Origin of the sequence: Mesorhizobium sp. M5C.F.Ca.ET.164.01.1.1 (assembly GCF_004792125.1) — a bacterium.
GTDB classification, from domain to species: Bacteria; Pseudomonadota; Alphaproteobacteria; order Rhizobiales; family Rhizobiaceae; genus Mesorhizobium; species Mesorhizobium wenxiniae.
The window spans coordinates 528,592-543,019 of record NZ_SRTG01000002.1; the positions used below are offsets into that span (position 1 = coordinate 528,592).

General features: G+C 60.8%; 17 protein-coding genes. 12 read left to right on the forward strand and 5 right to left on the reverse strand.

Going from position 1 to position 14,428, the window contains the following annotated elements:
* The first annotated feature begins 81 nt into the window (after positions 1-81).
* The 3 genes from EN807_RS19185 to EN807_RS19195 all read left to right on the forward strand — a co-directional run bounded on the left by EN807_RS19185 (position 82) and on the right by EN807_RS19195 (position 3,319).
* Entirely contained in the window at positions 82-1,449 is a 1,368-nt protein-coding gene (locus EN807_RS19185) for a S8/S53 family peptidase (protein WP_189522507.1), read from the forward strand.
* Between the two features lie 29 nt (positions 1,450-1,478).
* On the forward strand, positions 1,479-2,579 hold the full coding sequence (locus EN807_RS19190) for a DUF1501 domain-containing protein (RefSeq protein WP_189522508.1): 1,101 nt from the start codon (positions 1,479-1,481) through the stop codon (positions 2,577-2,579).
* 521 nt (positions 2,580-3,100) lie between these two features.
* Positions 3,101-3,319 (forward strand): hypothetical protein, encoded by a 219-nt coding sequence (locus EN807_RS19195; protein WP_127315993.1) that lies wholly within the window; start codon positions 3,101-3,103, stop codon positions 3,317-3,319.
* A 233-nt stretch (positions 3,320-3,552) separates the two neighbouring features.
* Here EN807_RS19195 and EN807_RS19200 read toward each other — a convergent pair whose 3' ends face one another.
* The gene (locus EN807_RS19200) at positions 3,553-3,774 is read right to left on the reverse strand and encodes a DUF2934 domain-containing protein (protein ID WP_127315994.1); all 222 of its coding nucleotides are present in this window, start codon (positions 3,772-3,774) and stop codon (positions 3,553-3,555) included.
* A gap of 428 nt (positions 3,775-4,202) precedes the next feature.
* Between EN807_RS19200 and EN807_RS19205 the strand changes: the two genes are divergently transcribed.
* From EN807_RS19205 to EN807_RS19215, 3 genes are all read left to right on the forward strand, one after another.
* Positions 4,203-5,489, forward strand: coding sequence for an SDR family oxidoreductase (locus EN807_RS19205; protein ID WP_135936243.1), 1,287 nt, complete (start codon positions 4,203-4,205; stop codon positions 5,487-5,489).
* Positions 5,489-5,962 carry a DUF2269 family protein gene (locus EN807_RS19210; protein ID WP_135936244.1) on the forward strand — a complete coding sequence of 158 codons (474 nt, stop codon included), beginning with the start codon at positions 5,489-5,491 and terminating at the stop codon, positions 5,960-5,962. The genes EN807_RS19205 and EN807_RS19210 overlap by 1 nt, the downstream gene beginning before the upstream one ends.
* Positions 5,963-6,049: 87 nt before the next feature.
* Entirely contained in the window at positions 6,050-6,973 is a 924-nt protein-coding gene (locus tag EN807_RS19215; RefSeq protein ID WP_246684220.1) for an NAD(P)/FAD-dependent oxidoreductase, read from the forward strand.
* A gap of 18 nt (positions 6,974-6,991) precedes the next feature.
* On the opposite strand, the gene EN807_RS19220 is transcribed toward EN807_RS19215, so the two are convergent.
* Positions 6,992-7,315, reverse strand: a complete 324-nt coding sequence (locus tag EN807_RS19220) for a hypothetical protein (protein ID WP_135936246.1) — start codon at positions 7,313-7,315, stop codon at positions 6,992-6,994.
* 165 nt (positions 7,316-7,480) lie between these two features.
* On the opposite strand from EN807_RS19220, the gene EN807_RS19225 reads away from it, so the two are divergent.
* The 3 genes from EN807_RS19225 (at position 7,481) to EN807_RS19235 (ending at position 9,139) form a co-directional block, all read left to right on the forward strand.
* Entirely contained in the window at positions 7,481-8,302 is an 822-nt protein-coding gene (locus EN807_RS19225; protein ID WP_135936247.1) for an SIR2 family protein, read from the forward strand.
* 105 nt (positions 8,303-8,407) lie between these two features.
* Positions 8,408-8,656: a hypothetical protein gene (locus EN807_RS19230; RefSeq protein WP_065010363.1), complete on the forward strand. Its 249-nt coding sequence runs from the start codon at positions 8,408-8,410 to the stop codon at positions 8,654-8,656.
* A 168-nt stretch (positions 8,657-8,824) separates the two neighbouring features.
* Positions 8,825-9,139 carry a hypothetical protein gene (locus tag EN807_RS19235; protein ID WP_135936248.1) on the forward strand — a complete coding sequence of 105 codons (315 nt, stop codon included), beginning with the start codon at positions 8,825-8,827 and terminating at the stop codon, positions 9,137-9,139.
* 19 nt (positions 9,140-9,158) lie between these two features.
* On the opposite strand, the gene EN807_RS19240 is transcribed toward EN807_RS19235, so the two are convergent.
* On the reverse strand, positions 9,159-10,904 hold the full coding sequence (locus tag EN807_RS19240; RefSeq protein ID WP_135936249.1) for a thiamine pyrophosphate-binding protein: 1,746 nt from the start codon (positions 10,902-10,904) through the stop codon (positions 9,159-9,161).
* Positions 10,905-11,407: 503 nt separating this feature from the next.
* Between EN807_RS19240 and EN807_RS35605 the strand changes: the two genes are divergently transcribed.
* The 3 genes from EN807_RS35605 to EN807_RS19250 all read left to right on the forward strand — a co-directional run bounded on the left by EN807_RS35605 (position 11,408) and on the right by EN807_RS19250 (position 12,278).
* Positions 11,408-11,569, forward strand: a complete 162-nt coding sequence (locus tag EN807_RS35605) for a hypothetical protein (protein ID WP_189522509.1) — start codon at positions 11,408-11,410, stop codon at positions 11,567-11,569.
* Positions 11,570-11,800: 231 nt separating this feature from the next.
* On the forward strand, positions 11,801-12,046 hold the full coding sequence (locus EN807_RS19245) for a hypothetical protein (protein WP_135936250.1): 246 nt from the start codon (positions 11,801-11,803) through the stop codon (positions 12,044-12,046).
* A gap of 16 nt (positions 12,047-12,062) precedes the next feature.
* Complete coding sequence (locus EN807_RS19250; protein ID WP_127317242.1) at positions 12,063-12,278, forward strand: hypothetical protein; 216 nt, start codon at positions 12,063-12,065, stop codon at positions 12,276-12,278.
* A 114-nt stretch (positions 12,279-12,392) separates the two neighbouring features.
* On the opposite strand, the gene EN807_RS19255 is transcribed toward EN807_RS19250, so the two are convergent.
* Complete coding sequence (locus tag EN807_RS19255) at positions 12,393-13,082, reverse strand: phosphoribosyltransferase (RefSeq protein ID WP_135936251.1); 690 nt, start codon at positions 13,080-13,082, stop codon at positions 12,393-12,395.
* Between the two features lie 174 nt (positions 13,083-13,256).
* Entirely contained in the window at positions 13,257-14,399 is a 1,143-nt protein-coding gene (locus EN807_RS19260; protein ID WP_135936252.1) for a branched-chain amino acid ABC transporter substrate-binding protein, read from the reverse strand.
* Positions 14,400-14,428 lie beyond the last annotated feature (29 nt).

The window sequence follows — 14,428 nt, forward strand, 5'->3', positions numbered from 1 at the left end:
TCAATGTTTTCATGGACAGAAAATCGTATTGGGAGCATTCTGATCCTCGGGGTGCCAGTAACGACAGCCGGAGGATGCACGATGATACTTGCTCAACTTCGTGTGCTGTTGATCGGCTGTCTCCTCGCCGCTGTCGGAACCGAGAGACCGGCTGCGTCAAGCCAGGAGGGCTTCACCGACGGCGGTAACATCGAAAAGACTTTCATCGCCAACATCGCCAGGGCGGAGGAGTTACGCAAGGATATCGGCGCGCTGAACAAGTTCATCGCAGGCAAGGGCAAACTGGAAGCGGTGGATATGCCGGATATCGGTATCAGCATCGTGACGGGGACGTTTTCCGAGAGCGAGATCGAAGAGCTGCGCTCCAAGGGATATGAGGAACCGGATCCTTTCGTGGTGAACCTGTTCGATGGTGCCACCTGCGAGGGGCCGGAACTCTTGGGCACCTCGCCGACTGCGGATATTGTCCCTCCCAGCGTCTGCAGGGTCGTCGGGTCACCACAGCCGGTGGCTTCAGGATCGCCCACCGTGTGGATCATCGACAGCGGAGTGGATTGGAACGTTGTCACCGCGGGGCTCCTCAAGGTTCAGGAAGCAATCGATTGCACGAGCAGCCCATGCCAGACCGTGTCGAGCCTCGACGACACGGTAGGGCACGGGACGATGGTGGCAGCAGTTATCGGCGGAAAGCGTGTCCAGCAGGGCAACCAGTATGTAGGTCTGGTTGGTGTCAGCCCCGACGCCCCGCTCAAGATCGTGAAGGCCTTCAGTAGGCTGAAGACCGATATTTTCGGCCCGCCTCTTCTCGCCCTTCGCCATGTTCGGGACAACGCGGTCGCTGGGGACATTCTGAACGTGAGTTGGGGTGCATTATATCTGGAGAGCACCAGACGCGGAAGCACGCTGCAAGATCTTAAATTTCTCGACGCCCTTCTTTATCAGATCGCCGACCGCCAGGTGCGCGTTGTCGTAGCGGCGGGCAACCCCAGGGAAGACGAAAAGGGCCCTTGGGTACAGTCTTATTTCCCGGCCAATGCGGCGACTTATTTTTCGCCTGTGACGACAGGAAACAAGGTGGGAGCGATATACAGCGCGTCGGCTTCCAACAGCGAATATATTCAGGTGGCAACTCCTGGGAAATGCCAAGGCATCGGCAACGCCTGGTGCGACACGCTATGGCGCGGGGGGGCGTTCGGCGCGTCCTATGCCGAACCGGGCGTCAATGTCCTGTCACTGTGGAAGAGCCGAAAGAACGGCAAGCTCCGGAGGAACATCTGTTCGGGCACATCTTTCGCAGCCCCGGCACTTGCCGGCCTTTTGGTTCGCAACGCGCAGCCGACGAACAAGGCTCTGCCAACGGGAGGTCTTATCCCGAATACGGATCTGGTAGGGTATATGACCGCGGGTACGCCGGTGAACCCAAGTTCGGACGAGCCTAAATGCAATTGACCCGAAGAGCAGCGCTGCAAGGTTTGGCCTTGGCGTCCGCGTTCGGTAGCGTGCGTCTGGCCGGTGCCTCGCCTGTGGACGAAGATTCTCGCCTTCTGCTCGTCCACCTGCGCGGCGGGCTCGATGCATTAGCTGCCGTGCCGCCCTACGGCGATCCGCATCTTGCCTCGGCGCGCGGGCCCCTCGCGCCTTTCCCGAACTCCGGCGTCGCCGAGATGCTAAAGCTCGACGGGCTCTTCGCGCTTCATCCGGGGCTCGGGCCGCTCCTGCCCTACTACTCGTGCGGCGAGTTGCTCATCGTGCCCGCGACCGCCATTCCGGATGCGGGCCGGTCCCACGCGGCCGCCCAGGCGGCGCTGTTCGACGGCGATATCGACGGCGGCAGCGCCGGGTGGCTCGACCGGGCTTCCTCTGTACTGTCGCGCCGGCAGAAGGCGGTGTGGCAGGCCAGACCGGCCGATCGCTCGATGGACATGCTGGCCGATCTTGCGCTAGCCAATCCTCGGCTCGACCTCGTCCGCCTCTGCGCTGAGGGCACTTGGCCGTCCGGCGGCAAGGGCGGCGAAAGCCTGCTGGAACAACATGCCGCGTTCGAAGCGGTTCGCTTCAGCGACGCGGCCAGGAGCGCGGCGCTTGCACTGTCAGCTACGGGCGGACCGCGGATCGCGATGCTCGAGATGGCCGGCTTCGACACGCATGTGGCGCAGGGAGCGGACTTCGGAAGGCTGGCGCGGAGTTTGAATGGGCTGGCGCGGGGTCTCATTGCATTTGCCCAAGCGTCCGGGCCTGCCTGGAACAGGACGGCGGTGCTGGTAGTCACGGAGTTCGGCCGTTCCGTGGTGCCCAACACCGACGGCGGCACTGATCACGGGGCCGCGAGTGTCACATTGTTAATGGGTGGCGCCGTTGCCGGCGGGCGTGTAGGCAATCGCTGGCCCGGAGTTGCTCGCGACCTGCTTCATGGCGGAACAGACTTGGCTGCTACGACGGACGTACGATCGATCATAAAGGCCGTGCTGACGGAACACCTGCGTATTCCTGACCGAGCAATGGCTAAAATTTTCCCAGGCGCTGCCGGGATACCGGCGATGCGTGGACTGTTTTTCAGGAGCCGTTGCGGCGGAGGTTAGACTGCTTCGATGTGATCTCTAGCGCGGTTTAGCTTCTTATCCGCGTTTTCGTCGGCCACGGGACGCATCGGACTGCAATAGGCGACTCCTAATCCTAAGTGTCCGCTTCTCTAAGAAGCTTCCGGAATGACGGCTATTGTGAAGTGTTTCGGATGCCCTTGAATGGCCGAGATCAGGCGCATTGCTGCGGTTCACAACGCGGACAATGCTCGTGCCGCGACCTCGCTTCCGGATGCGCGAAGTGTCTTAGATCTTCAGGTGCTGAAGAACGCGGGCCGCTGTGCGCGCCGACTTGGTGCTTTCTCATCCGGATTTGATCCTGACTGTGCGAAAACGGGGGAGTCAGGTAAGGTTTTGAACTGCCGACGCTCAGCGCCAAACAATGAGCGTCCTAGATGGGTCGGAACAGGTAATCCGTATCACCCGCTTTCGGCCGGAGAAGCAGCTGTTGTGATCGGTCATCCGGGGAACATTTTCGTCAGCCTTCAATTTAAGCAGAGAAGCTGGCTTGGAGCAGATCAATGGGCATTTTTTCCGACCTCGACAAAAAACTGACGGAAAATCTCTACGCGCACGGCAACGACCTCATCGATCCTGCTGCGGATCTTCCGGAGAAAGTCGAGGAGCGCGTCGAACTCTTGATGCCGTTCGTTCAGCCCGAGGCTCGCGAGCTAGTCCGATCGCAAATCCTTGGCCTCATTCACGAGTACAGGAATGAGGATCCCGCGTCCTCGAATTAGCGAGGATCGCGTCTGCTGCGAAAACTTGCAGGTCCTGCCGAGTTCAACTGCCGTCATCATCCGTCCTGGTCTATTGCATGGGGCGCAGGCTGAGTCCCGTCGCTCGTCCGCCCGGTCTGGTCGATCCATAGCCAACCGATGAAGACTACCGACAGTACGATCACGATCCAGGCGATCAGACGAGGCATGGCGAGACGAGGCATGGCGTTTTCCTTTCCGTGCCGAACAGCCGGTCAAGAGATCGGCTTGCCGTTAGCCCGGGCGCCGCCCGTATCGGGTTCGGAGTCGGCGCCAACGGTCGGGTCAGGCACGACCGGTCCACGTTCTGCTTCGGAATCCTCTGCCTCGATCTCTTGCACGGCCTGATCCCAATGCTCGCGCTCCCGCCCTTCGGGACGGCCTTCACGCTCCCATATTTCATGGGCTCGCCGCCTGATACGCTCTTCCCGGTCCATAATAGGCCTCCTGGTGTTTTCCTAATTCTGCTATCGATGGTTTGTTCCGCGCTGCCGGGGCAGTTGCCGCGCTCGTCTCTCGCGCATTCATACAGCTCATGCCGGACTGCCAAAATGATCGCGCAGGTCCGTCAGCGGTTCAGTTGACGCAACCATGATGTGCTCTATTTCAAGTTGCACACCAGTCTCGTGGTCCGTTCGGCGCTGGGAGGACAATGTGTGGAAGCAACGCTACAAGCGCGCACTGTAAATACCAGTAAACGTCTCGGTCTTCGACTTGACTGCCTGTGGTCACCATCACCCTTGAACAACTGCCTGGGGGACGTGTGTTTTCGCAGCGCCGGAACAACATCGACGGCATCGAGGAGACACGCGCCGAATAGGACGGCAATGGTCTCGTGGTCACCGGTACCGGAGACCGGGGTCCGATGAGAATTCTCGTTGTTGGCGCCACCGGCCTGATCGGCGCTTCGGTCTGTTCCCGCCTCGTTTCCGAAGGACATGAGGTGGTCGGCATCGTCCGTATCCCTCGGGAAAATGCGGCCCGCGACTACCAGTTGCTGGTGCTGGACATGGCGACCGCGCTACGCCCTGAAGATTGGCTGCCGCATCTGGCCGGCATCGATGCCGTCGTGAACTGTGCCGGCGTGCTGCAGGACAGCCCTCGCGAAAAGACCGGGCAAGTTCATCGCGATGCTGCGGCGGCTCTTTTTCTCGCCTGCGCGCGGGCCGGCGTTGCCAAGGTGATCCACTTCTCGGCAATGGGTGTCGATCGGGCACAGCCTTCGTCGTTCTCGGCGACGAAATATGCTGGCGATCAGGCCCTCATGGCACTTGATCTGGACTGGATAATCCTTCGCCCTTCCGTGGTGCTCGGCCGGCCTGTGTTTGGGGCCAGTGCATTGTTTCGCGGTCTGGCCTCGCTGCCGGTGCTGCCGTCAATGCCCGATACCGGCCGGCTACAGGTCGTGCAACTCGAGGATGTGGTCTCGACGGTGCTCTTCTTTCTCAATCCCGGCAGGTCGTCTCGTATGGCGCTGGAACTTGCAGGTCCCGAACAGCTGACCATGGACGAGATTGTCGGCACTTTTCGCCGCTGGCTCGGCTGGGGTTCCGCAGCCAGGCTTGTCTTGCCGGGATGGGTTGCCCGATTTCTCTACCGCCTCGGCGATCTTGCCGCGATGCTCGGCTGGCGACCTCCGATGCGCACCAATGCCGCCAAGGAGATCACGCGAGGGGCGGTCGGAGATCCCTTGGACTGGATTTCCTTGACCGGCATACACCCTCAAAGCTTGGCGCAGTTCCTCGCGCTCAATCCGGCAACGGTGCAGGAGAAATGGTTCGCCGGGCTTTATTTCGCCAAGCCTGCAATCTTCGTCGTCCTGCCGTTCTTCTGGATCATGACGGGGATTGTTTCGCTGACCACTGGCTACGGCAACGGTATCGGCCTCATGCAAAGCACTGGGGCTGGCATGTTGTCGGCGCCTGCCGTGATCGCCGGCGCTCTTGCCGACGTCGTCGTCGGCGCACTCATAGCCTGGCGGCCAACGGCGCGAAAAGGCGTCTACGCCGGCATCGCGCTCTCGCTGTTCTATCTAATCGTGGGCACTTTCCTGCGCCCGGACCTGTGGAACGAACCGCTTGGGCCGTTCCTGAAGGTCTTGCCGATCATCGTCCTTCACTTCGTTGCCTTGGCAATCCTGGAGGAGCGCTGATGCTCTATTTCGTGCTGAAGTACCTGCATGTCATCGGTGCCAGCGTGCTGCTTGGCACCGGCGCCGGCATTGCCTTCTTCATGCTTCTCGCCCACAGGACCAGTAATGCAGCAACAATTGCGGCAGTGGCGCGCATCGTAGTGGTCGCCGACTTTCTCTTCACGGCAACTGCCGTCGTGGCGCAGCCGATAACCGGCGTCGCGCTCGCCTGGCAGGCGGGTTACGCGCTCTCCGAAGGCTGGATCGTGCTTTCCATCGCACTCTACATCGTCACCGGTGTGTTCTGGCTGCCGGTGGTATGGATGCAGATGGAGATGCGCAATCTGGCGTCCGAAGCCGCCAAAGCGGGGGCCCCGCTGCCGGCCCGGTATGTCAGGCTTTTCTGGCTGTGGTTCGCCTTTGGCTTTCCCGCCTTTGCTGCCGTCCTCGGGATTTTCTGGCTGATGATCGCACGGCCGGCGATCGAGTGGTGACGCCTTGCCGCGACAGATGTCGCGGCTTTCGATTTCGGCGGTGGAACATCTTTCCCATGAGTTCGTTCGGCGCGGATGGATCAATCCGTGCGCAAACGCCGACATTCAGCCTCATCCGCGACTGAAGCGGATGTTCTCATTGTTGGCGGCGGACCTGCGGGGCTGGCGGCCGCTATCTATCTCGGCAGGTTTCGTCATCGGGTCGTCGTGGTCGACGCGGGTGAGTCGCGCGCGATGCTGATTGCGGAAAGCCGTAACTGCCCGGGATTTCCGGAAGGGGTCAGCGGCCCCGATCTTCTGCAACGCCTTCGCGCTCAGGCCGCGGAATACGGAGCGACACTGGTGCAGGATCAGGCGTCATCGATCGAGCCGACCGTAGGCGGATTTGGTGCCGAGACAAACGCGGGGCGGATCGTCGCCCGCAAGATATTCCTGGCGACAGGTATCGTCGACGTCGTGCCTGCAATTCCGCGTCTGGGCGAGGCCATCGCCAGAGGCAGCGTACGCCTTTGCCCGGTTTGCGACGGCTATGAAGTCATAGATCGTCGGGTCGCCGTTATCGGACACGAGGCGAAGGCGCTGCGAGAGGCCTTGTTCCTCAAGCAGTACACGCAGCACGTCACACTGCTCGCACGCTATCTTCCCGATTTTTCTGCCAGCACACGGCGCGTGGCCATGGAAGAGAACATTGCCATTTGCGACACCTTCAAAAAGTTTGTTCCGTCCGACAATGGTTACGAGGCCATCCTTAAGGACGGCGAGGTGCGACATTTCGACGTCATCTATCCGGCGATGGGATGCCGGGTGCGTTCCGAACTTGCACTGGCAATGGGCATCGAATGCTGCGACGAGGGCTACGTTGTCGTCGACAAGCATCAGCGGACTTCGGTCGATGGAGTGTATGCCATCGGCGACCTGGTCAAAGCCCTGAACCAGATCGCAGTCGCTTTTGGTCAGGCTGCGATCGCCGCGACAGATGCTCACAATGACCTTGCCCTCGGGTACGAATAGCTCTCGAAACGTACCTCGCTAGCGCAGCATGGCTGCTATCACGAAGACCGCGGCCGCTACGAGAACGACTGCGGCAATCACCAGCACCGGCCAGTTGCTGCGAGGCTGAAGATCAGGCTCGCTTCCTACCGGCCGCATCGCATCGCCGAAGCTTGCTTCATTCTTGAACTCTGGTTGTCGCCGTGGGCGAGCCTCGGCGACAGTGCTCGGCACATCTGCCGCTTCGGCGTCGGTCGCTTCAGGCGCCGCGGCAGGGTCGAACCCCGGGGTCTTGTCCTGCGTCGCCCCGGCCTGGATATCGCCTCTCGCTTTGGCAGGCGTCTGATCTCGTCGTGCGGCCATCATCGTCTCCCTGACAACCAAACTTCGATCTGCCTCAGCGGTTCCAGTCTGCGCCCGATTTGCTGAACACCCCCGATTTTCTGAACAGACTTGGCGGTGATCCGCTTCTCCGGAACACAGGGCGCCTTTCGCAGTTGTGTTGGATCATTGCCTGGTGAGTTGGCCATGCCGTCTGCACTCGAGCAACTGGCTCAGTCCGTGAAAGAGCGACGAGCGATCCTGTTCGTTGGGGCGGGGGTGTCGATGAGCGTCGGCCTGCCATCCTGGCAGAAGCTCATCGAGCATATGGAGGATGAACTCGGCCTCGACCGCGACATGGTCGACATGCCTGAACCCAGCTACCAGGCTCTTGCCGAATATTACCGGCTGAAGAATGGGGGTCTTGGTCCCTTGCGCAGCTGGATGGATCGCGAATGGAGCGTCTCGCGGGAAAAAGTCAAGGGATCGGCGATCCACAAGCTGATCGTGTCACTCGATTTCCCGATCATCTACACCACCAACTATGATCGGAACCTTGAGGTTGCGTTCGAAGTCCACGACCGCCCATTCGTAAAAGTGGCCAATGCCAAGGATATCGCAAAGGTGAAAGGCGAGGTTGCCCAGATCATCAAATACCACGGCGATTTCGACGACGATGCATCTCTGGTCCTGGCGGAGTCCGACTATTTCGAGCGGCTCTCGTTCGAGTCGCCATTGGACGTGAAGTTTCGCGCCGACGCACTGGGGCGCACCATCCTGTTCATCGGCTACAGCATGTCCGACATGAACATCCGTCTGTTGCTGTATCGGCTTTGGGAAACCTGGCGCCGGTCCGGCTACGAAAAGAACCGTCCGAAATCGTTCGTCTTCATGCCGCAACCGAGCGTCGTCCAGGAAGCGGTCCTCGGATGCTGGGGCATCGACATGCTGACCGAGGAGGCCAATCGGCCGGAGGATGCTCTGGTGGCATTCCTAAGCAAGCTCAAGGATAGGGTAGACCAGGCCTAGAGCACGCGCTGCGCTTAAAGCTGACTTCGTTCGACCGGGCCGGGAACATTGTCGATCGCTGCGACGTTCATAGCCGGAAAGGGACGCTGTTTGCGGAGGCCTAGGATGGGCCACTTCGAAATGATCGATCTCGTTTCCGTCATCAACGCTTGCACGACCGGTCGCGCCGCCGGGCGATTGGTGTCGATGGCCAAAGCCGTGGAAGAGTTGCGGGTGCTGACCGGGGATTTCATCTCGCCGGACGAAATCGTGGCCAACGCCCTGTCGCCGGTGGCGTGGGAGCGCGGCTGCGCGGTCCTGTTCGACGAGCAGCCGGGCGCCGATATCCTGCACACGCCATGGCAAGAGGCCTGACTGACGCAGACGATCTGAGGATTGCCGAATATCGGCAGGCGCGCCAGCGGGCGCCGCGTCCGTTTGCAGATGTCGCATATGCCGGCAGTGGGGAGTACGGGCGGCAGTTGGAACCCGGCCGTCACAGGGCTGTTTAACCGCTATACATGAGGCAATCGGAGACCCGCCATGACTGAAAACGAGACCCGCTACGAACATGGTGCTACCAAGTACCCGGCCAAGAAATATGCGGACGCCTCGGATCAATTCTCCCAAGATGCGGCCGGCAACAAGAAGCCTGCCGGCGGGATGGGCCTGACACGGTCGAAGGACGAGGTGGAGGACAAAACCCATCAGTCCGAAGGGCAAAACCCGCCCAGTCAGTCCATGCCCAGTGCCGTGACCGAAAAGACATCCGGCGCCGGTCCGTCTATCGCCGAGCGTTCCAAGGACGCCAAGGCTCCGAAGAGCGGCCGCCAGCCAGGCGCCTACGTCAGGGAGTGACCGGCCAGGGAACCTGCAGTCAGCCCATCATCGTCTTCAGCGGCTCCCGAGCGAGGTTTGCTTCGATCTCCTTACGGCCTGGCGTTTCCCGCAGCGCTGTGCGCATGTTCTTGCGATATTCGTCCGGCATGCGCGGCGGCAGCATAGGTTCATATGCGTCGACGACCGCCTCTATGATCACCGGACCTTCTGCGGCAAATGCGGCATCAAGGACCCCATCGACGTTCTCAGGCCGAGTGACGCTGTAGCCGATGCCTCCCATAGCTTCAGCGGCCAAAGCGAAATCGATCGGCTGGAGTTCGCAGGCAAATTGCGGGTTGCCGAGGAACATCATTTGCTCCCAGGCGATCTGGTTTAGCATGTTGTTCTTGATCACCAGAAGCTTGAGCGGAATCTTGTAACGCACGGCCGTCGAGAATTCGCCAAGCTGCATCGCCAGCCCGCCATCGCCCACCACCGCGAAAACCGGCCGGCCCGGAAAGGCGATCCCGCCGGCAATCGCGTAGGGCAGCCCGCAGGCCATCGATGCCAGCGAGCCGGAGACGGCGAAATCCTGTCCTGCCTTGATATCGATATGACGGGCGGCAAGTTCGGTGTTCTGACCGGAATCGCTGGCCAGGATCGCATTGGCCGGCATTCGGTCGCCGAATGCCTTGACGACGCGTTGCGGCTTGAGCGGCACGTCGTCCCTGCTTTCGGCCTCGGCCATCATCTTGCGCCAGCGCTGTAAGCTCTGCTGCGCGTTATCGAGAAAGGATCTGTTCTGCTTTGGCTTCAGCCTTTCATTCAGCAATTGCAGTGTGATGGCCGCATCGCCGACGAGACCGGCCTCGACCGGATGGCGAAGGCCGATCCGCTGCGCGTTGCGGTCGATCTGCACGCCGCGCGCCTTGCCGGGCTTGGGATAGTATTCGATGTAAGGGAAGGTCGAGCCGACGATCAGCAGCGCCTCGCATTCCTCCATGATCTCCTGCGAGGTCAGCGAGCCCAATATTCCGATTCCGCCCATGACGTGCGGGTGATCGTCCGGCAAGACGGCTTTGCCGAGCAGAGCCTTGGCAACGGGTGCGGCGAGGAGTTCCGCCGTCCTCTCGAGTTCGGCCTGGGCATGCAGCGCACCGCGCCCGGCGAGTATCGCCACCTTTGAGGCTGTGTTGAGGATATCGGCCGCAAGAGCAAGCTGGGCTTCGTCGGGTCGCTTGTCCCCTTCGAACCACCGTTCGGGCGTGTGTCTTGGAAGGTTGCGGGGCGAGCGCTTTGCCGACGCCTGTTCCTGCACGTCGCTGGCTATCGAGAGATGGGAGACGCCGCGTCCCGCAAGCGCGGAACGACAGGCCAGGCCGGCAACGTTTTCCATATGCGCTGCGTCGGTCACTTGCGTGTTGAAGATGGCGACGTCGTTGAAAACACGGGTGAGATCGACATCCTGCTGCGTGAACGTCTCGATCAGGTCGTGAAATTGCATGCCGGTTATGGCAAGGACCGGCGCCTGGTCGAGCTTTGCGTCGTAGAGGCCGGTGAGCAAGTGAGTGCCTCCTGGCCCTGAGGTGGCGAGGCAGACGCCGAGTTTGCCCGTCCATTTGGCATAGGCCGTTGCCATGAAAGCCGCGGATTCCTCATGCCGCACCTGTACGAAGCGGATCTTGTCCTGCCTTGTGCGCAGCGCTTCCATGATGCCGTTTATGCCGTCTCCCGGCAGGCCGAAGATCACGCGAACGTCCCAGGCGATCAATGTGTCGACAAGGATCTCGGCAGTGTTGGGCATGGTTGCCTCCTCTGTATCTGGTATTTGCAGCTTTACGCTCTCGCTGCGGCGGTAGGCGTCAGACGTGGACATCGGCGATCAGTCGCCGAACGACGGAGATGCCGGGATGTTCCATCGGAACGGCAGGCGGGCAGCGCCGCCTGAGAGGCGGGGCCTCGGCCTTTGCCTAGCAAAACCGCAGGAGACCGCGTTCGGAGTTCAAGCCAGGTCTCGGTTTCTCGGAAATGGTTCGGCGAGGTCAAGTCGCGCCTTAAGCGTGACATGCAGCTCTGAGGGATAGCCGAAACTCAAACAAAAAACCCGCCTCGGCGGCGGGTCGTCGGCGCAAATCAGCACCACAGCCAAATCAGTCGCATAATTGCCGTCACAAAGCAACGGATCGCGAGCTGGCAGAAAGGCAATCGCTTCGGGTCGAGCGCCGTCCGCAGCGAACAGGGTTCTATTTCGCAGAGCCCAGGAACGGTTACGGCGCCTTCTCGGTTGTGAGGGAAAGGAGATGGTCCATGTTTGAGAACAGCATGTGGTTGCTCGTCGTTGCAGGCGGGCCCCTGATACTGGCAACCCTGATCGCCTACGCGCTCCTTACGCGACGCCGTCGCGGTCCCGCAGAACGCAGGGAGAGCGAGCGGGCGACCGAGCGCTTGTATCGCGAGGAGAAAGACTGACGGATCGTGGCAGATGCGGATGGGCAGTCCGGAGTCGATGAGCGATAGACGGTTTATCCGACCGCCATTTCGGAACGATCCCGCGGCCCTGCCATTATCGCCATAAGGAGAGGCTCAGATCGTGGTGCCCACGATTCGGCAAGGACCGTGGTCCCTGCAATCACCGGGAAGTCGACGATGCCGCCGGCAATCTGGGCCTCAAATCGAACGCAAGGCATCTTGGAGGTACCAATGGCTGGACGCAGGACCCATGAGCAGCAATTGCGCATCATTGAAAAGCGGGAGAACACGAAGGGCGCCGGCAAGGATTTCGACGCAGTGGCGGACCTGAAGCGATCCGCAGCGGAACGTGAAGCGCTGCGCAAGGGATCGGAAATCAGGTCCAAGACACCCGACCTTGTTGATCCTGACGATCGCAACATTCTTCGGGGAGAAAATCAGGAGAGCGTTCATCACAAGAACCGTCCCGACGACTAAGAATTGGAGCAAGCCTATGGCAAAAGGTAGCAAGAAGCATATCGGAGCGGGTGCACGGGGAAAGGGTTCTGGTACAGGTGCCATGACCACGACCCCAAAGGATAAGCTCGAAGAAAACCAAATCCTGTCCAACCGCGACAAGGCTCAGCATACGAAGGAACGCGGTCTGGATTCCAAGCAGGTCGCGACCGAGCAGCGCCAGGATCACGCTGCCAATCGTTTGCGGGACTGACGGCTCGCCCGCCGTCGGGGCGCGGTCTGGCTGGTAGAGAAAGATATCGCCCGCTCGACGATCTGCATCGTCGGTCCTTAGCGATAGCGTGCTCCTTCGGCTGTCGGCGATGAGTTAATTGGCAGATCGCATCGACGATTTGCTCTCGAACTGTTCTGCCTCACGCAGCAGCCGGATCACCTCCGCGTCCGTGGTCTGCGCAAAGTCCTCATAATACCGGCCCACCGCAACAAACGGCTCGGGCGTGGCGAGACAGACCACTTCGTCCACATCCGCTTTTATCAGGTCAAGCGTATCCCTGGGTGCTACCGGAACGGCCAAGACAACATGCGCGGCCCGATCCTTCCTTAACGCCTTGAGCGCCACTCTGACCGTGCCTCCGGTCGCTATGCCGTCGTCGACGACGATAACGGTCCGGCCAAGGACCGAAGCCGCAGGCCTGCTGCCGAGATAGAGGCTTCTGCGGCGTTCGATTTCGAGCAGTTGCCGCCGTTTCTCTGCCTCGACGTAATCGTCTGACGGTTGGACCAAAGCCATCGCCTCCTCGTTGAGGACGAGCTGCGGATTCTCCCCGTCGACGACCGCGCCGATGCCATATTCGGAATGGCCCGGCGCGCCGATCTTGCGCACAAGCAGCACGTCGAGCCGGGCACGGAGTGCCTTCGCCACTTCGAAGCCAACCGGCACTCCGCCGCGTGGCAGCGCCAGCACCAGTGGATCGGTTGCCGCGAACCCGGTCAAAGCGGCGGCAAGCTGGCGCCCCGCATCCGTTCGATCCCTGAATTTCGGCGCGTCAAAAATCATTGGCTTCACCTTTGCAAGGGCGAGACCTGGCATCGCTGGGTCGCTACTCGTGCCAAGATATTCGCGGTCTGCAGCGTCTTGCCGAAAACCTCGGGGCCGGTTGCACTCATCGTCGCCTCCTCGCCCAAAATTAACCTTGCTGGCGAAACGGCGATCGGAGGCAATTGTTTCGTTTCACCTTGATAAAAATTGCGGCGGTCGTCGCGAGGCCGCATCGATCAGGCCCCTTTGCGTCTGCGGGATTTCCGCAACCTGTCGGAATCGGCCATTTTCCACGACATTGAGCGCCGTGACGACGGCCAGGTTGTCGCCTTTTTCGTCCCACTGCACGGGATCGCTATAGGCAATGCCTTTGAAGCGGAGCTTCCGCATTGCAGTCAGAACGTCGCGCCGGCTCGGATTCCCTTTGGATTCAGTGATCGCGTCCCTGATTGCGGCGATCAGCACGCGGACTGAATCGTAGGAATTCACGGCATAGTTGCCGATCGGTCCGAACAGCGCCGCATAGCGCGCAGCGAAATCGCTTGAACCAGCGACTCTACCCACTTCGGGCGTGGCGGACAGCACGAGAACGCCTTCGCCCAATGTTGCGGTTTCTCCCGCAGGCTCAAGGAAATTCACCGCGTCCCAACAGCCGTCACCGCTGGCAAAGAGCTGGTGGAGACCTGCACGGCGCATCGCCCGCAGGATGAAAGCACCCTCGAAACTGCCGCCGTAGAATAGCAGATCGAAATCGGCCCGCAGAGATGCGACCAGCGGGTCAAAATCGCGGCTCCCTTCGCGAACCGTTCGCCGCTCCGCGATGCGTCCTCCGAGCGACAGAAAGGCCCGCGAGAACGCGATGCCCATACTGTGGCCGTACATCGTTTCGGTTTCGACCAGGACGGCGCGGCGCTTGCCCATGGTGTCGTAGAGATGACGGGCAATGGCTGCTCCGGTCTGATCATCCCGGTTGGTGAAGCGAAAGACATTCGGCAGAGAGCGCTCGGTGAGCGCTGTGTCGGAAGCGATCGGCGTGATCATCGGGAGGTCGTGGGCGGCATAGATTTCCGCCGCAGCGATGGTGACATTGCTGTTGTAGTGGCCAACGACGCCAAGCAGATCCGGCCGGTTGCAAAAGTCGTCCGCGACTTGCCGTCCGGTTTCGACCTTTCCCTGATCGTCCGCACCCTCAACCATGATGGGAAAGCCCGCAATGCCACCGTCCGCGTTCTGCTCCTTGACCGCGAGCTCGATCGCCTGCTTCATCTCGGCGCCAAGCGCCGCCGCATTTCCCGACAATGGAGCGCCGATTGCGATCCGGATCGCTTCCGACATTGAAATGGTCCCTGTGCCGAGCTGTTTGT